Origin of the sequence: Streptomyces sp. NPDC002463 (assembly GCF_042889835.1) — a bacterium.
Lineage (GTDB): Bacteria > Actinomycetota > Actinomycetes > Streptomycetales > Streptomycetaceae > Streptomyces > Streptomyces nymphaeiformis.
Window position 1 is genome coordinate 687,486 of the sequence record NZ_JBIARL010000001.1, and the last position, 16,176, is coordinate 703,661.

Here is a 16,176-nt window from a genome sequence, read left to right on the forward strand (position 1 = left end):
GTCAGCCTTCCGGCATCTCCTCGACCTCGCGGACCTCCAGGCCGACCTTCCAGTGCGGCGGGTGGACGGCCAGGAACCGCTTCCCCCACTCGACGGCCTCGGCCATGTCCTTGCACTGGAGCATCGCGTAGCCGCCGACGACCTCCTTGGTCTCGGTGAACGGGCCGTCGGTGAACGACAGCTTCCCGTCCGACCAGGTGATCCGGGTGGCCTCTGCGGTCGGCTTGAGCCCGGCCGTGTCCACCATGGCGCCGGCCTTGGTGATCTCCTCGAAGAGGGCGCCCATGCGCTGCTCGAAGCCGGGGTCGGCGCTCTCCATGTCGATGGTGTTCTCCTCGATGCGCACGAGGGACAGGTAGCGGGGCATGACGACTCCTCGGTGGTGCGGTGGGCGGGGCCGTTCCCCGCCGTCCACACATACGTCGAACGGGATCCGTCCGCATCGACACCGCGCCCGGAGAATTTCTCAGACGTAGTCCTCCAGGCGCGCGACCGTGAAGCCCTGCTCCTGGATCTTCCGCAGCATCGTCGCCGTCATCTCGGTCATCGTCCGGCCCTTGAGCTCGGACGGGCCGCGGAAGTGGGCCAGGATGATGTCGCCGGGGTGCAGCTTCCGGTCGCCGCGCTGGTACTGCATGTTCTTGATCTGCATGGACTCGCGCCACAGCACGATCGCGTCGAGCCCGCACTCCCCCGCCGCCGCGCGCGTGGCCTCGTTCCAGTTGCCGTACGGCGGGCGGAAGAGCCGCGGGGTGGTGCCGTACCGCTGCTTCAGCTTCGTCTGCTGGCCGCATATCTCGCGGCGCTGGGCCTCCGGGGAGAGGGTGCGCAGGTTGGGGTGGGTGAGGGTGTGGTTGGCGAGGCCGTTGCCCTGGGCCATGAGCGGCGCGAAGTACGGGTAGTCGGTGCGGATGGCCGAGTCCGTGAGGAACATCGTGAACGGGACCTTGAGGTCCTTCATCATCCGCACGAACCCGGGGTCCTTCTCGGCCCCGTCGTCGATCGTGATGAAGACGATCTTCTCGCGGGTGGGGATCTCGCTGATGACGGGCACCGGCCCGCCGGCCGCGCGGACCACCGGCTTGACGGCGGGCGGTGCGGGCGGGGCGGCGAAGGGCTTCAGACCCCACTTCCGGTACGCGGCGGCAGCGGCGGCTCCGGGGGCCTTGTCCTCGGCGGAGGGCGTGGCTGCTGGTGCGCTCGTCCGCTCCGGGAGGGGTGCGGCCGCGGCGGACGGCTCCTCCGCCGTGCAGCCGGTCACCAGGAGGGCGACGGCGGTCAGGGTCGCCCACAGCGCGATCGTCTTCTTCACGCGCTGTGGGATGCCCGAAGCGGTCGAAAGGTTGCTCTATTTTCGAGCCGATATCGCTTATTCGACCGATTCGAAGCGCCAGCGGTGGACCGGACGGGTGATCAGCTCCGCGTCCGGCTCCGGCAGCTCGGGCAGCTCGGCGTCGAACGCGTCCGCCTCCCACCAGGTGAGGACGAGGACCCGGTCCTGCGGGGCCCGGAAGACCTCCCGGCGGACCGGCTCACGGGCGAGGACCCGCGCCCGCGCCCACTCCAGGAGCTCGGCGCCCCGGCCCCGGGCGGCCCTGGCCTCCCACATGAGCGTGAGCCTCACGAGTACAGGTTCTCCTTGCTGACCTCGTGCACGTGGTCGTGGCCGTGGTCGTGCGACGCACCGGGCACGTGGGGGTCCGTCACCGGCAGCGACGAGTCCGCCGACAGCTCCAGGTCGGAGGCCGGCCGGTTGCGGGCGACCATCTCGGAGCCGAGGGCCGCGACCATCGCGCCGTTGTCCGTGCACAGGCCCGGCCGGGGCACCCGCAGCCGGATCCCGGCGCGCTCGCAGCGCTCCTGGGCGAGGGCCCGGAGCCGCGAGTTGGCGGCGACGCCGCCGCCGATCATCAGGTGGTCGACGCCCTCGTCCTTGCAGGCCCGGACGGCCTTGCGGGTGAGCACGTCGACGACCGCCTCCTGGAAGGACGCGGCGACGTCCCGTACGGGCACGTCCTCGCCGGCCGCCCGCTTGGCCTCGATCCAGCGGGCCACGGCCGTCTTGAGGCCGGAGAAGGAGAAGTCGTACGCGGGGTCCCGGGAGCCGCTGAGGCCGCGCGGGAAGGCGATCGCCGCCGGGTCGCCCTCCTTGGCGAGCCGGTCGATGACCGGTCCGCCGGGGAAGCCCAGGTCGAGCACGCGGGCGATCTTGTCGAAGGCCTCGCCGGCCGCGTCGTCGATGGTGGCGCCCATCGGCCGCACGTCGGAGGTGATGTCGGCGGAGAGCAGCAGCGAGGAGTGCCCGCCGGAGACGAGCAGGGCCATCGTCGGCTCGGGCAGCTTGCCGTGCTCCAGCTGGTCGACGCAGATGTGCGAGGCGAGGTGGTTGACGCCGTAGAGCGGCTTGCCGAGGGCGTAGGCGTACGCCTTGGCGGCGGAGACGCCGACGAGCAGGGCGCCCGCGAGGCCGGGGCCCGCGGTGACGGCGATGCCGTCGAGGTCCTTCGCGGAGATCCCGGCCGTCTTCAGGGCGCGCTCGATCGTCGGGACCATGGCCTCCAGGTGGGCGCGGGAGGCGATCTCGGGCACGACGCCGCCGAAGCGGGCGTGGGTGTCGACGCTGGAGGCGACGGCGTCGGCGAGGAGCGTGGTCCCGTGGACGATGCCGACGCCGGTCTCGTCGCAGGAGGTCTCGATGCCGAGTACGAGCGGTTCGTCAGCAGCCATCTGAATCAGTCTCTGTTCCTTGAACGGTGTGTCGCATCACGAGCGCGTCCACGTTGCCGGGCTGGTAGTAGCCGCGGCGGAAGCCGATGGGCTCGAAGCCGAAGCGCTCGTAGAGCTTCTGGGCCCGGGTGTTGTCCACGCGTACTTCGAGGAGGACCTCTTCGCACTCGAAGGCGGTCGCGGCCTGGAGGAGGTCGGTGAGGAGCCGGGCGCCGAGGCCCGTGCCCCACTGGTCGCGGGCTACGGCGATGGTCTGGACGTCGCCGAGGCCGCCGGCGGCGGCGAGCCCGGCGTAGCCGACGAGCCGGCCGCCGGCGGGGTCCTCCGCGACGACGTAGTGGCGGGTGGCCGCGGGGCCCCTGGCGTGCGCGAGCTCCGACCAGAACATCCCCTCCGACCAGGCGTCCTCGGGGAACAGCTCGGCTTCGAGCGCGAGCACGGGCTCGATGTCCCACCAGCGCATCTCACGGAGCACGGCCGTCACTTGGGGGTGACCACCTTGTAGTTCTTCGGCACCTGCGCGTCGGGCCGGCGCAGGTACATCGGCAGCGGATCGAGGAAGCCGCCCTCGCCCGCGGCCAGCCTCTCCGCCGCGAGGGCGGCGAGCGCGGCGGCCGACTGGTGCTCGGGCTCGCGGGCGTCCGGGAAGGCGTCCGGGTAGAGGAGCGCGCCCGCGCCGACCACCGGAAGCCCGGCGAGGGACTCGGCGATGTCGGCGGGCCGGTCGACGGACGCCTCGGTCACCCGCGTACGGGAGTCCTCGTACCGCGCCCAGTAGACCTCCTTGCGGCGCGCGTCCGTGGCGACGGCGAAGGGCTCGTCGATCCCGGAGGCGTACGCGAGGCCGTCGAGGGTGCACAGGCCGTGCACGGGCACGCCGAGCGCGGAGGAGAAGGCCGCCGCCGTGACGAGGCCGACCCGGAGCCCGGTGTACGGGCCGGGGCCGACGCCGACGACGATCCCGGTGACCGCGTCGAGTTTCAGCCCGGCCTCCTGGAGGACCCGGTCGACGGCGGGCAGCAACAGCTCCCCGTGGCGGCGGGCGTCGACCTGGCCCGACGAGGCGACGACGGCCTCGCCGTCGTGGAGGGCGACGGTGACGGCGGGGGTGGCGGTATCCATGGCGAGCAACAGCACGCGAACAGCCTACGGCTCCCGGGCACGCTGCCCCGAACCTCGGTCCGGCGGCTGCTACCGTCACCCTTCGATACGTTCGTACGAAAGGTGGGCACGGTGGCACGGAGCAGCTCGGGATTCGTGGCCGGGCTCACGGCGGCGGCCGTCGCCGCGGTCTGCTTCCTCGCCTACCAGGCCTCGGCGAACGCCCCGGCCGACCTGTCGGTGAAGCCGCCGGCGTCGGGCAGGACCACCCCCTCGGTCTCGCCGAGCGGCGGCCCGAAGCAGCCGGCGAAGGACCCCCTCGCGGTCCCGGCGGGCTCGGGCACGGGCGAGCGCGTGGTGTACGCGCTGTCCGACCGCCGGGTGTGGCTCGTGGACGCCCGGGGCAAGGCGACCCGGACGTTCGAGGTGTGGCCGAGCACGGTCGACCCGCTGCCCGGCGCGTACACGGTGGGCTCGCGCTCGGGCTCGGTGCGCGGCTCGGACGGCGTGCGGATCGAGCACGTCGTCCGCTTCGCGACGGCGCAGGACGTGGCGATCGGCTTCAGCGCGGCGGTCGACGGCTCGACGCCGTCCCCGGACCCGGCGAGGAAGACCGGCGGCATCCGGATGAAGCGGGCCGACGGCGACGCGATGTGGACGTTCGCGGTGATCGGCGCGAAGGTCGTCGTCGTCTCCTGAGCCTCGGCTACGCCGCCTCGTCCCGTACGGCCTCTTCCTCTTCGGGTTCGGCCGGCGGCGGGGTCGACAGCGCGCGAGCGGCCGCGCAGGACGCGAGCAGCTCACTCATCGAGACGTGGTCCCGGCCGGGTTCCGCGCGTTCGGGCGTCGCCATGCATGCCTCCCGTAGGTTAGGTACACCTAACCAGCTCGTGCATCCATGTCACCACGGCTCGCGGGACCCACGCAACACCTTCCCGACACGTTGTCGGAATCTACGTGCGTTCGGATACGTGCGCGCCGCCACGTGTGCGGTCAGATCAGCGTGAGCTCCTCGCCGGCCCAGCGCGCGCCGATCCCGCGCAGCACGACCGTGCGCCGGTCGTCGTCGGTGTCTCCGGTCACCCGGTGGATGAGGAGGTGCAGGCGGTCGTCGGTCAGCTCCTCGACCTTGCCGTCGCCCCATTCGACGACGACCACGGACTCGGGCAGCGAGACGTCCAGGTCGAGGTCCTCCATCTCGTCGAGCCCGCCGCCGAGGCGGTACGCGTCGACGTGGACGAGGGCCGGGCCGCCGACCAGGGACGGGTGGACGCGGGCGATGACGAAGGTCGGGGAGGTGACGGCCCCCCGCACCCCGAGGCCCTCGCCGAGGCCGCGGGTCAGGGTGGTCTTCCCGGCGCCGAGCTCGCCGGTGAGCATGACGAGGTCGCCGGGGCGGAGGACCTTCGCGAGCCGGCGGCCGAGCTCCTGCATCTGCTGCGGGGAGTCGACGGAGAGGGTGGCGCCGGAGACGGGCGGATGAGCTGCTTCCATACGTGCCAACTTAGCTCGTACGGAACGACTCCCCCGCCGGGACGGCACCGGCCCGCACGAGCAGGTCGGCCAGGCGGTCGGTGACCGCCTCCGGGTGCTCCAGCATCACCAGATGGCCCGCGTCCGGGACGATGACCAGCTCCGCGTCCGGCAGGAGGGCGGCGATGGCCTCGGTGTGCGAGCTGGGGGTGACCAGGTCGTTGTCGCCGGCGAGCGCGAGCACCGGCAGCTCGCCGAAGGCGGCGAGGGCGGCGGCCTTGTCGTGCTCGGCGAAGGCCGGGTAGAAGGCGGCGACGACGTCGATCGGGGTCGACTCGATCATCCGCTCGGCGAAGCGGGCGACGGCCGGGTCGACGTCCTTCGAGGCGAACGAGTACTTCTTGATCAGCCCGGCGAACAGGTCGGCGGTCGCCCGGCGCCCGCGCTCGACCAGCTCGGCCTGGGAGCCGAGGGCCCGCAGGACGCCCGGCAGGACCCGCCGGACGGCGTTGACGCCGGCGAGCGGCAGCCCGTACGACACCTCGTCCAGCTTGCCCGCCGAGGTGCCGACGAGGGCGACGCCGGCGACCCGGTCGCGGATCAGCTCCGGGTACTGCTCGGCGAGCGCCATCACCGTCATGCCGCCCATGGAGTGACCGACGAGCACGAGCGGCCCCTCGGGCGCGGCCGCGTCGAGGACGGCCTTCAGGTCGCGGCCGAGGAGGTCGATGGAGACGGGCACCCCGTCGGGCCCGGCCTGGGAGTTCCCGTGCCCGGAGCGGCCGTGGCTGCGCTGGTCCCAGTGGACGGTGCGGACGAGCCCGCGCAGGGCGGCCCGCTGGAAGTGCCAGGAGTCCTGGTTGAGGCAGTAGCCGTGGCTGAAGACGACGGTGACGGGGGCGGGTGCCTTCCGCCCGAAGAGCCGCCGGCGGCGGCCGGGCGAGGAGGTGTCCGGCTCGACCTCGTCCACCTCGTAGTACAGGACGGTCCCGTCGTCGGCGAGGGCCCGGCCGGGCGTGCCCCGCAGCCCGCCGTACGGCCCGGCGGCGTCCAGGGCGAGCCGCGCCTTCTGCCGTACGGAACGGCCGACCGTGAGCCGCTCGACGGCGACCCCCGCGGCCGCTCCGGCGGCGAGGACGCCTATCGCGGCACCGGCGAACCCGGCCCTCCGCCAGCTGCTGCCGCTCGACTCCGCCATGGCGGGCTACTCCCCCAGGTAGACGCGCGGGACGCGCGCGCCGATCCGGGTGACGATCTCGTACGCGATGGTGTCGGCGGCCACCGCCCAGTCCTCGGCGGTCGGCTCGCCCCCGTCGCCGGGGCCGAAGAGCACCGCCTCGGTGCCGGGCTCGGGGGTGTCCCCGCCGAGGTCGACCACGAACTGGTCCATGGCGACGCGCCCCGCGACCGTGCGGACGCGGCCGTCGACGAGGACGGGCCCGCGCCCGGAGGCGTGCCGGGGAACCCCGTCGGCGTACCCGAGCGGGACGAGCCCGAGGGTGGTCGCCTCGCCGGTCACGTAGTGGTGCCCGTAACTCACCCCGTGCCCGGCGGGCACCTGCTTCACCAGCGCGACGCTCGCCTTGAGCGACATGACGGGCCGCAGGCCGAGCTCGGCGGAGGTGCCGAGCTCGGGGCTCGGCGAGACGCCGTACATCGCGATGCCGGGCCGGACCAGGTCGAAGTGGGCCTCGGGCAGGGTGAGGGTGGCCGGCGAGTTCGCGATGTGCCGGACCTCGGGACGCACCCCCGCCCGCTCGGCGTGGTCGAGCATCTGGCGGAAGACGTCGAGCTGGGCGGCGATGGACGGGTGGTGCGGCTCGTCCGCGCAGGCGAAGTGGGACCAGAGGCCGGTCACCTTGACGAGCCCGTCGACCTCCGCCTTGAGCGCGGCCTCGACGAGCTCGGGCCAGTCGGCGGGCTGGCAGCCGTTGCGTCCGAGCCCGGTGTCGGCCTTGAGCTGAATACGGGCGGTCTTCCCGACCGCCTTGGCGGCCCGGACGACCTCCTCCAGGGCCCACATCCCGCTCACGGACATGTCGAGCCCGGCCTCGATGCCCTGGTCCCAGGGATCGCCCGGCGTCCAGAGCCAGCACATGACCGGCACGTCCGTGATCCCGGCGGCGCGCAGCGCGAGCGCCTCGTGCGGGGTGGCCGTCCCGAGCCAGTCCGCGCCCGCTTCCAGGGCGGCGCGGGCGCAGCGCAGGGCGCCGTGTCCGTACGCGTCGGCCTTGACCACGGCCATGATCCGGACGTGGGGGGCGACGCGGGCGCGCAGCGTGCGGACGTTCGCACGCAGCGCGCCGAGGTCGATCTCGGCGCGGGCCCTGGGGGGCGGAGGTGTCTCAGTCATCGCGCCCAGTCTCTCAGGTGTCAGTGCCCGGGCCGCTTTCCCCAGATGTAGACCCGGTCACCCTTGCGGAGGACGCCCCAGAGTTTCCCCGCGTTCGCGTAGCTGAGATTGACGCAGCCACGGCTGCCGCCGGGCGTGGCGAGCTGTCCGTATACGGCGTGGAAGGCCTGGCCGCCGCTGAAGAACTGGGCGTACGGCATGGGGGTGTCGTAGATGGACGACCAGTGGTCCTTGTGACGCCGGTAGACGGTGTGCCAGCCGGTGCGGGTGGCGTAACCGGGCCGCCCGGTCCGCACGTTGACCACCGCGTATGTCACCTTCTTCCCCTTTTGCACCCACATGAGCTGACGGTCGAGGTCGACGCAGGCGACCGCGTACGACTTCACGGGGCAGCGCCGGCCCGGGTCGAGGTTCTTCCGGGCGGCGAGCAGCTCGGCGCGGGCCCAGGTGACGGGCCCGGCGAAGCCGACGGCCGGCTTGATCTTCTCCTTCACCTGGAAGGCGCGGATCGCCCGGCAGTCGGCGGCGGACTGCTTCCCGTCCACGGGAAGCCGGAGCAGTCGCTCGACCTGCCGCTGATAGGTCCCCGTCTTCGCGGTGCAGGCGGCCCCGCCGACGGCGCTGCGCGGCAGGAACTCGACGAGCTCGTCGACCTGCTCCTCGGGCTCGGGCACGGCCGCGTCCCCCTCCGTCTGCAGGGGCGGCAGCACCTGATCGGGCGTATCCATCGGATACTCGGCCCGCCCGCCCCCGACGACGCCGGGCACGAGCGGATCGGGATCCGCGGCGAGGAGGCCACCGGCGGGCGGGGCGGCGAGGGCGACGGGCCCCAGCGCGAGGGAGGCGGCGAGAGCGAACAACACGGGTGCGGTACGGCTTCTCCAACTGGTCACCCCGCCCACCCAATCCGCCCCGCGCACCGCAGGCGCGCGGGAACCCACGGCTGGGTCAACGGTGTTCGCCCGAGTGGGGGGCGAACTCCCTACGGCGCGCCCGTCACGTCCAGCCACGCCCCCTTCAGGGCGTCCGCGACCTCCGTCGCCGTCACCGGCGCGCCCCCTTCCGACGCCCGTCGCGCGGCAAGCCCGTGCAGGTACGCCGCACAGGAGGCCGCGTCGAAGGCCCGAAGCCCCGCCGCGAGGAGCGACCCCGCGAGCCCCGACAGGACGTCGCCGCTCCCCGCCGTCGCCAGCCACGACGTCCCCGTCGGGTTCACCCGTACGGGACCCTCCCCGCCCGCCCCGCACACCACCGTCGTCGAGCCCTTCAGGAGGACCGTCGCCCCGAAACGGCCCGCCAGTTCGCGCACCGCCGCCAGGCGCCCGGCCTCGACCTCCTCCCGCGCGACGCCGAGCAGCGCCGCCGCCTCGCCGGCGTGCGGGGTGAGCAGGGTCGGCGCCGTACGGGACCGCACGGCGTCCGGCGAGAGCCCCCGCAGGCCGTCCGCGTCGACGAGTACGGGAACGTCCGAGGCGAGGACCTCCGCGACGGCGACCGCGGTGCCCGGGCCCTCCCCGAGGCCGGGCCCGACGACCCAGGACTGGACGCGGCCGGCCTTGTCGGGGGGCCCGGGGTGCACCAGGGTCTCGGGGTGCGCGGCGATCACCCTGTCGCCGGCGTGGCCCACGTACCGCACGGCCCCCGCCCCGCCGCGCAGCGCGCCGGCGACGGCGAGCACGGCGGCACCCGGATAACGTGCCGATCCGGCGAGAACCCCGACGACACCCCGCCGGTACTTGTCGCTCTCGGCGCCCGGCACGGGCAGCAGCCACGCCAGGTCCTCGTGCTGGAGGGCCTCCAGGTCCGGCACGCCGGGAAGGACGTCGCCGAGGCCGATGTCGACGAGCCGGAGGGCGCCCGCGTACTCCCGTGCCGGGTCGACGAGCAGGCCCGGCTTGTACGCCCCGAAGGTGATCGTCGCGTCGGCCCGCAGCGCCTCGCCGTGGACCTCGCCGGTGTCGGCGTCGACGCCGCTCGGCAGGTCGACGGCGACGACGACGGCGTCGGAGCCGCGCGCGGCGCGGGCGACGGGCACGGCGTCGGGGCGCAGGCCGCCGCGGCCACCGATGCCGGTGATGCCGTCGAGGACGAGGTCGGCGCCGGCGAGCACGTCGTACGGATCGTCGACGACGCGCCCGCCGACGGCGCGCAGCGCGGCGAGCCCGCCCTCGTGCGCGCGCTCTCCCAGCAGCACGGCGGACACCCCCGCCCCGCGCCGGGCGAGCCGGGCGCCGGCGTACAGGGCGTCGCCGCCGTTGTCACCGCTGCCGACGAGGAGGACGACCCGGGCGCCGTACACCCGTCCCTTCCCGAGCAGCGAACAACAGGCGGCGGCGAGTCCGGCGGCGGCGCGCTGCATGAGCGCACCGTCCGGAAGGCGGGCCATGAGCTGAGCCTCGGCGGCGCGAACGGTCTCCACGCGATAAGCGGTACGCATGCGAGCAGTCTGCCGCCGCCAACCCGGCGGCGCCTCCGCGTTCCGCGCCTTGACCCGCACCACCAGGGCGCCGTCACTCGCGGTGCGGGTCCAGGCTCGGAAGCCTCTGGCGCCGGCAGGGCGCGGGTCCGTTGTGCCCACCCGTTCCGCCCCAGGGGAACGGGTGGGCACAACGGCGCGACGCAGGCCCGCAACGGACGGCGAGGCCCCGGCGCTCAGCCCTCCGCGATCACCACCGCCGACGCCACCCCCGCGTCGTGGCTCAGGGAGACGTGCCAGTGGCGGACGCCCAGTTCCGCCGCTCGGGCCGCCACCGTCCCGCGGACGCGGAGCCGTGGCTGGCCGCTGCCCTCGACGTACACCTCCGCGTCGGTCCAGTGGAGGCCGCCCGGCGCTCCGAGGGCCTTCGCGAGGGCCTCCTTCGCGGCGAAGCGGACGGCGAGGGACGCGGGCCCGCGCCGTTCGCCGCTCGGGAGGAGGATCTCCCGCTCGACGAAGAGGCGCTGCAGCAGCCCCGGTGTCCGCTCGATGGACGCGGCGAAGCGGTCGATCTCCGCCACGTCGATCCCCACCCCAATGATCATTTCCCACTCACTCCACGGTCACGGATTTGGCCAGGTTGCGCGGCTGGTCGACCTCGTTGCCCCGCGCGGTGGCGAGCTCGCAGGCGAAGACCTGGAGCGGCACGGTGGCGACCAGCGGCTGGAGCAGCGTAGGCGTGGCGGGGATGCGGACGAGGTGGTCGGCGTACGGGACGACGGCGTCGTCGCCCTCCTCGGCGATGACGATGGTCCGCGCCCCACGGGCCCGGATCTCCTGGATGTTGGAGACGATCTTGTCGTGGAGGACGGAACGACCCCGCGGCGAGGGCACGACCACCACCACCGGCAGGTCCTCCTCGATGAGCGCGATCGGCCCGTGCTTGAGCTCGCCCGCCGCGAAGCCCTCCGCGTGCATGTACGCGAGCTCCTTGAGCTTCAGGGCGCCCTCCAGGGCCACCGGGTAGCCGACGTGACGGCCGAGGAAGAGGACCGTGTCCTTGTCGGCGAGGGACCGGGCGAGCGCCCTTACGGGCTCCATGGTCTCCAGGACGCGCTCGACGTCGTCGCCGATCCGGGCGAGGTCGCGGACGACGGCGTGGATCTCGTCGCCCCACTTGGTGCCGCGCACCTGCCCGAGGTAGAGGGCGAGCAGGTAGCAGGCGACGAGCTGGGTCAGGAAGGCCTTCGTCGAGGCGACGGCGACCTCGGGCCCCGCGTGCGTGTAGAGCACCGCGTCCGACTCGCGCGGGATCGTCGAGCCGTTGGTGTTGCAGACGGCGAGGACCTTCGCACCCTGCTCCCGCGCGTGCCGGAGCGCCATCAGCGTGTCCATGGTCTCGCCGGACTGGGAGATCGCGATGACCAGGGTGCGCCGGCCGAGGATCGGGTCGCGGTAGCGGAACTCGCTGGCGAGCTCGACCTCGCAGGGGATCCGGGTCCAGTGCTCGATGGCGTACTTGGCGATGAGCCCGGCGTGGAACGCGGTGCCGCAGGCGACGATGACGACCTTGTCGGCCTCGCGGAGCACGGCGTCGGGGATGCGCACCTCGTCGAGGGTGAGCCGGCCGGCGCCGTCGATCCGCCCGAGGAGGGTGTCGGCGACGGCCTTGGGCTGCTCGGCGATCTCCTTGAGCATGAAGTAGTCGTAGCCGCCCTTCTCGGCGGCGGAGGCGTCCCAGTCGACGTGGTAGGCGCGGACGTCGGCGGGCACGCCGTCGAAGTCGGTGACGGTGACGCCGTCCCTGGTCAGCTCGACGACCTGGTCCTGACCGAGCTCGATGGCGGACCGGGTGTGGGCGATGAAGGCGGACACGTCGGAGGCGAGGAAGTTCTCGCCCTCCCCCACGCCGACGACGAGCGGCGAGTTCCGGCGGGCGCCGACGACGACGTCGGGCTGGTCGGCGTGGACCGCGACGAGGGTGAAGGCGCCGTCGAGGCGGCGGCAGACGAGCCGCATGGCCTCGGCCAGATCACCCACGGACGAGAACTCCTCGGCGAGGAGGTGGGCGACGGTCTCGGTGTCGGTCTCGGAGAGCAGCGTGTGGCCGCGCTCGGCGAGTTCCTCCCGGAGGGCGGCGAAGTTCTCGATGATGCCGTTGTGGACGACGGCGACGCGCCCGGCGTTGTCGAGGTGCGGGTGCGCGTTGGCGTCGGTGGGGCCGCCGTGGGTGGCCCAGCGGGTGTGCCCGATGCCGACGGAGCCGCCGGGCAGCGGCCGGTCGACGAGCTCCTTCTCCAGGTTAACGAGCTTGCCCGCCTTCTTGGCGGCGGCGAGCCCGCCGTCCGCGAGCACGGCGACGCCTGCGGAGTCGTACCCCCGGTACTCCAGCCGCTTCAGCCCCGCGACGACCACATCAAGCGCCGACTGCCCGCCGACGTATCCCACGATTCCGCACATGACGGCAGGCTACGCCGGAACCCCTCCCACCGGCCGGAGTCGACGCCGGGCGCGCGTCGACGACTCCGCCGGGGGCCATCCCGCCGGATGACGCCTTTCGTCACGTGACCGACCCCACGACCCACGGACGTCTCCGACCCCCGACAATGGCGGGGTGATCACTTCGCCGCCACGAAGCTCCGACGGAGACGGCCCCCGCAACGGCGCCGGGACCGGAGAGGGCGCCGGACAGGGGAGCCCCCGCAACGGGACGGGGCACCGCCGGCCGTCCGAGGCGACCCCGTACGTCGACCTCACCCGCGCCGAGTGGAGCGCCCTGCGCGACAAGACGCCGCTCCCGCTGACCGCCGACGAGGTCGAGCGGCTCCGCGGCCTCGGGGACGTCATCGACCTCGACGAGGTGCGGGACATCTACCTCCCGCTGTCCCGGCTGCTGAACCTGTACGTGCAGGCCACCAGCGGTCTGCGCGGCGCGCTGAACACCTTCCTCGGCGAGAGCGCCGAGCAGCGCGGGACCCCGTTCGTCATAGGGGTCGCCGGTTCGGTGGCCGTCGGCAAGTCGACGGTCTCGCGACTGCTCCAGGCGCTCCTGGCCCGCTGGCCGGAGCATCCGCGGGTGGAGCTGGTGACGACGGACGCCTTCCTCTACCCGATGGAGGAGCTGAAGGCGCGCGGTCTGATGTCCCGCAAGGGTTTCCCCGAGTCGTACGACCGCCGGGCCCTGACCCGCTTCGTCGCGGACGTCAAGGCGGGCAAGGACGAGGTCTCGGCGCCGGTCTACTCGCACCTGATCTACGACCGGGTGCCCGGCGAGCGGCTCGTCGTGCGCCGCCCGGACATCCTCATCGTGGAGGGTCTCAACGTCCTCCAGCCGGCGCTGCCCGGCAAGGACGGCCGCACCCGCGTCGGTCTCGCCGACTACTTCGACTTCTCGGTGTACGTGGACGCCCGGCCGGAGGACATCGAGCGCTGGTACCTGAACCGCTTCCGGAAGCTGCGCGACACCGCGTTCCAGGACCCGTCCTCGTACTTCCGGCGCTGGACGCAGGTCTCCGAGGACGAGGCCTTCGACTACGCCCGCACGATGTGGCGGACCATCAACAAGGTCAACCTCCTGGAGAACGTGGCCCCGACGCGCGGCCGGGCGACCCTCGTCGTCCGCAAGGGCTCCGACCACAAGGTGCAGCGTCTGAGCCTCCGGAAGCTCTGAGCTCCGTACGCTCTCCCCATGCTGCATCTGAGGCTGATCGTCCCGCCCGACCGCACCGCCGCTGCGGTGCGGCTGATCGAGTCGACGGTCGGCACCGCCCATGTGGTGGTGCTGTCCGGCGCGGCCCGGGACCCCTCGGGCGACGTGGTGATGTGCGACGTGGCCCGCGAGGCGGGCGACGAACTGCTGCACGGGCTGCGGGAGCTGAGGATCGACCAGGACGGCTCGATCGCCGTCGAGAGCATCGACCTGTCGCTGTCGACGCGGGCGGACGCGGCCGAGCTGGAGGCCCCGGGCGAGCCGGCGGACGCGGTGATCTGGGAGCAGCTGGCGGGGGCGACGCACGAGGAGTCGACGCTCTCGATCACGTACAGCGCGTTCATGATCCTGGCGACGATGATCGCGGCCTGCGGTGTCGTCCTGGACAACGCGATCCTGATCGTGGGCGCGATGGCGGTCGGCCCGGAGTTCGGCCCGCTGGCCGGTGTCTGCACGGCGGTCGTGCAGCGCCATCCGAAGCTGGCGGCTCGCTCGCTGATGGCGCTGTTCGCCGGCTTCACGGCGGCGATGATCGCGACGACGGTGTTCAGCCTGGGGATGGACGCGCTCGGCCTGTTCAGCAAGGCGCAGCTGGACGCGGACCGCCCCAACACCAGCTTCATCTGGCAGCCGGACCCGTTCTCCTTCGTCGTGGCGCTGCTCGCGGGCATCGCGGGCACCCTGTCCCTGACCTCGTCCAAGTCGGGGGCCCTGGTGGGCGTGGCGATCTCGGTGACGACGGTCCCGGCGGCCGCGAACGCGGCGGTGGCGCTCAGCTACGGCGACCTGAGCCAGATGTGGGGCTCGATCGCGCAGCTGACGCTCAACCTCTTCGGCATCATGCTGGCCGGGACGCTCACCCTGTACGGGCAGAAGATGCTGTGGCGGACCCAGCGCGGCCGCTGGCGCCGCGCGCCGAAGGCCTGAGGAACGGAGGAGGGCCCCCGCCACACGGCGGGGGCCCTCACTTCTGCATGACGGTGCCTCAGAAAGCCTAGCCCAGCGCGGACTTCACGACATCCGCGAGGCGCTGCGCGACCGCGCGGGCCTGCTCGATGTCGGCGGCCTCGACCATGACGCGGACCAGCGGCTCGGTGCCGGAGGGGCGCAGCAGGACGCGGCCGGTGGAGCCGAGCTCGCGCTCGGCGTCGGTGACGGCCGCGGCGAGCTCGCCGGAGGTGTTCACCCGGGACTTGTCGACGTCCTTGACGTTGATGAGGATCTGCGGCAGCCGCTCCATGACGCCGGCGAGGTCCGCGAGCGACTTGCCGGTGGCGGCGACGCGAGCGGCCAGCATCAGGCCGGTGAGGGTGCCGTCGCCGGTGGTGGCGTGGTCGAGCACGATGACGTGGCCCGACTGCTCGCCGCCGAGGGCGTAGCCGTTCTCCTTCATGGACTCCAGGACGTAGCGGTCGCCGACCGCGGTCTGGACGAGGTTCAGGCCCGCGCCCTCCATGGCGAGCTTGAAGCCCAGGTTGGACATGACGGTCGCGACGACGGTGTCGCCGCGCAGGGTGCCGGCCTCGCGCATGGCGAGGGCGAGCACGGCGAGGATCTGGTCGCCGTCGACCTCGTTGCCGGAGGCGTCCACGGCGAGGCAGCGGTCGGCGTCGCCGTCGTGGGCGATGCCCAGGTCGGCGCCGTGCTCGACGACGGCGGCCTTGAGCAGGTCCAGGTGGGTGGAGCCGCAGCCGTCGTTGATGTTGAGGCCGTCGGGCTCGGCACCGATGGTGACGACCTGCGCGCCGGCGCGGGAGAAGGCCTCGGGCGAGACGCGGGAGGCGGCGCCGTGGGCCTCGTCGAGGACGATCTTGAGGCCGTCGAGGCGGTTCGGGAGGACGGTCATGAGGTGCGAGACGTACGTCTCGAAGCCCTCGCCGAAGTCGCGCACACGGCCGACGCCGGCACCGGTCGGGCGCTCCCACGGGGCGCCGGTGCGGTGCTCCTCGTACACGGCCTCGATCTTGTCCTCGAGGTCGTCGGCGAGCTTGTGGCCGCCGCGGGCGAAGAACTTGATGCCGTTGTCGGGCATGGCGTTGTGGCTGGCGGAGAGCATCACGCCGAGGTCGGCGCCGAGGACGCCGGTGAGGTGGGCCACGGCCGGGGTGGGCAGGACGCCGACGCGCAGCACGTCGACGCCGGCGCTGGCGAGGCCCGCGACGACGGCCGCTTCGAGGAACTCTCCGGAGGCGCGCGGGTCCCGCCCGACCACGGCGGTCGGCCGGTGGCCCTCGAAGGTGCCCGCCTCGGCGAGCACGTGCGCGGCCGCGACGGACAGGCCGAGCGCGAGCTCCGCCGTCAGGTCCGCGTTGGCGACGCCGCGTACGCCGTCCGTGCCGAAGAGTCGTCCCACAGCTGTCCTCCGAAAATATGTGCCCAGGTTCTGAAAGAGGTTAT

Annotated in this window: 18 protein-coding genes; 3 read left to right on the forward strand and 15 right to left on the reverse strand. The window is 73.2% G+C overall.

Features of this window, described 5'->3' with window-relative positions:
• Position 1: 1 nt before the first annotated feature.
• From ACFYX3_RS03115 to tsaB, 6 genes are all read right to left on the reverse strand, one after another.
• Entirely contained in the window at positions 2 to 367 is a 366-nt protein-coding gene (locus tag ACFYX3_RS03115; RefSeq protein WP_376591534.1) for a YciI family protein, read from the reverse strand.
• 99 nt (positions 368 to 466) lie between these two features.
• Positions 467 to 1,312, reverse strand: coding sequence for a polysaccharide deacetylase family protein (locus tag ACFYX3_RS03120; protein WP_389007486.1), 846 nt, complete (start codon positions 1,310 to 1,312; stop codon positions 467 to 469).
• A gap of 57 nt (positions 1,313 to 1,369) precedes the next feature.
• The gene (locus ACFYX3_RS03125) at positions 1,370 to 1,609 is read right to left on the reverse strand and encodes a hypothetical protein (protein WP_389008094.1); all 240 of its coding nucleotides are present in this window, start codon (positions 1,607 to 1,609) and stop codon (positions 1,370 to 1,372) included.
• 11 nt (positions 1,610 to 1,620) lie between these two features.
• Positions 1,621 to 2,727 (reverse strand): tRNA (adenosine(37)-N6)-threonylcarbamoyltransferase complex transferase subunit TsaD, encoded by a 1,107-nt coding sequence (gene tsaD, locus ACFYX3_RS03130; RefSeq protein WP_352023931.1) that lies wholly within the window; start codon positions 2,725 to 2,727, stop codon positions 1,621 to 1,623.
• Positions 2,717 to 3,190: a ribosomal protein S18-alanine N-acetyltransferase gene (gene rimI, locus ACFYX3_RS03135; protein ID WP_352024038.1), complete on the reverse strand. Its 474-nt coding sequence runs from the start codon at positions 3,188 to 3,190 to the stop codon at positions 2,717 to 2,719. Before rimI ends, tsaD begins: the two co-directional genes overlap by 11 nt.
• Before the next feature lie 17 nt (positions 3,191 to 3,207).
• Positions 3,208 to 3,864 carry a tRNA (adenosine(37)-N6)-threonylcarbamoyltransferase complex dimerization subunit type 1 TsaB gene (tsaB, locus tag ACFYX3_RS03140; RefSeq protein ID WP_376591528.1) on the reverse strand — a complete coding sequence of 219 codons (657 nt, stop codon included), beginning with the start codon at positions 3,862 to 3,864 and terminating at the stop codon, positions 3,208 to 3,210.
• 120 nt (positions 3,865 to 3,984) lie between these two features.
• Here tsaB and ACFYX3_RS03145 point away from each other — a divergent pair, with 120 nt between their 5' ends.
• A complete protein-coding gene (locus tag ACFYX3_RS03145; protein WP_385658224.1) occupies positions 3,985 to 4,527 on the forward strand; it encodes a hypothetical protein in 543 nt (180 codons plus the stop codon).
• Positions 4,528 to 4,534: 7 nt separating this feature from the next.
• On the opposite strand, the gene ACFYX3_RS03150 is transcribed toward ACFYX3_RS03145, so the two are convergent.
• From ACFYX3_RS03150 to glmS, 8 genes are all read right to left on the reverse strand, one after another.
• Complete coding sequence (locus tag ACFYX3_RS03150; protein WP_382655044.1) at positions 4,535 to 4,681, reverse strand: hypothetical protein; 147 nt, start codon at positions 4,679 to 4,681, stop codon at positions 4,535 to 4,537.
• 140 nt (positions 4,682 to 4,821) lie between these two features.
• Positions 4,822 to 5,322: a tRNA (adenosine(37)-N6)-threonylcarbamoyltransferase complex ATPase subunit type 1 TsaE gene (gene tsaE / locus ACFYX3_RS03155; RefSeq protein ID WP_116159322.1), complete on the reverse strand. Its 501-nt coding sequence runs from the start codon at positions 5,320 to 5,322 to the stop codon at positions 4,822 to 4,824.
• Between the two features lie 10 nt (positions 5,323 to 5,332).
• Entirely contained in the window at positions 5,333 to 6,499 is a 1,167-nt protein-coding gene (locus tag ACFYX3_RS03160) for an alpha/beta hydrolase (RefSeq protein WP_359507615.1), read from the reverse strand.
• A 6-nt stretch (positions 6,500 to 6,505) separates the two neighbouring features.
• Positions 6,506 to 7,654 carry an alanine racemase gene (alr, locus tag ACFYX3_RS03165; RefSeq protein WP_389007490.1) on the reverse strand — a complete coding sequence of 383 codons (1,149 nt, stop codon included), beginning with the start codon at positions 7,652 to 7,654 and terminating at the stop codon, positions 6,506 to 6,508.
• Positions 7,655 to 7,674: 20 nt separating this feature from the next.
• Positions 7,675 to 8,514 (reverse strand): L,D-transpeptidase, encoded by an 840-nt coding sequence (locus tag ACFYX3_RS03170; RefSeq protein WP_389008098.1) that lies wholly within the window; start codon positions 8,512 to 8,514, stop codon positions 7,675 to 7,677.
• Positions 8,515 to 8,636: 122 nt separating this feature from the next.
• A complete protein-coding gene (locus ACFYX3_RS03175; RefSeq protein ID WP_389007492.1) occupies positions 8,637 to 10,091 on the reverse strand; it encodes an NAD(P)H-hydrate dehydratase in 1,455 nt (484 codons plus the stop codon).
• A 215-nt stretch (positions 10,092 to 10,306) separates the two neighbouring features.
• Positions 10,307 to 10,675 carry a holo-ACP synthase gene (locus ACFYX3_RS03180; protein ID WP_376591518.1) on the reverse strand — a complete coding sequence of 123 codons (369 nt, stop codon included), beginning with the start codon at positions 10,673 to 10,675 and terminating at the stop codon, positions 10,307 to 10,309.
• Positions 10,676 to 10,682: 7 nt separating this feature from the next.
• On the reverse strand, positions 10,683 to 12,530 hold the full coding sequence (gene glmS, locus ACFYX3_RS03185) for a glutamine--fructose-6-phosphate transaminase (isomerizing) (RefSeq protein ID WP_389007495.1): 1,848 nt from the start codon (positions 12,528 to 12,530) through the stop codon (positions 10,683 to 10,685).
• A gap of 154 nt (positions 12,531 to 12,684) precedes the next feature.
• Here glmS and coaA point away from each other — a divergent pair, with 154 nt between their 5' ends.
• A complete protein-coding gene (gene coaA, locus ACFYX3_RS03190) occupies positions 12,685 to 13,740 on the forward strand; it encodes a type I pantothenate kinase (protein WP_376591514.1) in 1,056 nt (351 codons plus the stop codon).
• Between the two features lie 18 nt (positions 13,741 to 13,758).
• A complete protein-coding gene (locus ACFYX3_RS03195) occupies positions 13,759 to 14,706 on the forward strand; it encodes a DUF389 domain-containing protein (RefSeq protein ID WP_389007498.1) in 948 nt (315 codons plus the stop codon).
• A 67-nt stretch (positions 14,707 to 14,773) separates the two neighbouring features.
• On the opposite strand, the gene glmM is transcribed toward ACFYX3_RS03195, so the two are convergent.
• Entirely contained in the window at positions 14,774 to 16,132 is a 1,359-nt protein-coding gene (glmM, locus tag ACFYX3_RS03200; RefSeq protein ID WP_389007500.1) for a phosphoglucosamine mutase, read from the reverse strand.
• Positions 16,133 to 16,176 lie beyond the last annotated feature (44 nt).

Coding starts and splice junctions, on each gene's coding strand:
- glmS (WP_389007495.1), bottom strand. CDS start 12,530: ATGTGCGGAATCGTGGGATACGTCGGCGGGCAGTCGGCGCTTGATGTG.
- alr (WP_389007490.1), bottom strand. CDS start 7,654: ATGACTGAGACACCTCCGCCCCCCAGGGCCCGCGCCGAGATCGACCTC.
- rimI (WP_352024038.1), bottom strand. CDS start 3,190: ATGCGCTGGTGGGACATCGAGCCCGTGCTCGCGCTCGAAGCCGAGCTG.
- ACFYX3_RS03195 (WP_389007498.1), top strand. CDS start 13,759: ATGCTGCATCTGAGGCTGATCGTCCCGCCCGACCGCACCGCCGCTGCG.
- ACFYX3_RS03160 (WP_359507615.1), bottom strand. CDS start 6,499: ATGGCGGAGTCGAGCGGCAGCAGCTGGCGGAGGGCCGGGTTCGCCGGT.
- ACFYX3_RS03125 (WP_389008094.1), bottom strand. CDS start 1,609: ATGTGGGAGGCCAGGGCCGCCCGGGGCCGGGGCGCCGAGCTCCTGGAG.
- ACFYX3_RS03150 (WP_382655044.1), bottom strand. CDS start 4,681: ATGGCGACGCCCGAACGCGCGGAACCCGGCCGGGACCACGTCTCGATG.
- ACFYX3_RS03175 (WP_389007492.1), bottom strand. CDS start 10,091: ATGCGTACCGCTTATCGCGTGGAGACCGTTCGCGCCGCCGAGGCTCAG.
- tsaD (WP_352023931.1), bottom strand. CDS start 2,727: ATGGCTGCTGACGAACCGCTCGTACTCGGCATCGAGACCTCCTGCGAC.
- ACFYX3_RS03180 (WP_376591518.1), bottom strand. CDS start 10,675: ATGATCATTGGGGTGGGGATCGACGTGGCGGAGATCGACCGCTTCGCC.
- ACFYX3_RS03115 (WP_376591534.1), bottom strand. CDS start 367: ATGCCCCGCTACCTGTCCCTCGTGCGCATCGAGGAGAACACCATCGAC.
- tsaE (WP_116159322.1), bottom strand. CDS start 5,322: ATGGAAGCAGCTCATCCGCCCGTCTCCGGCGCCACCCTCTCCGTCGAC.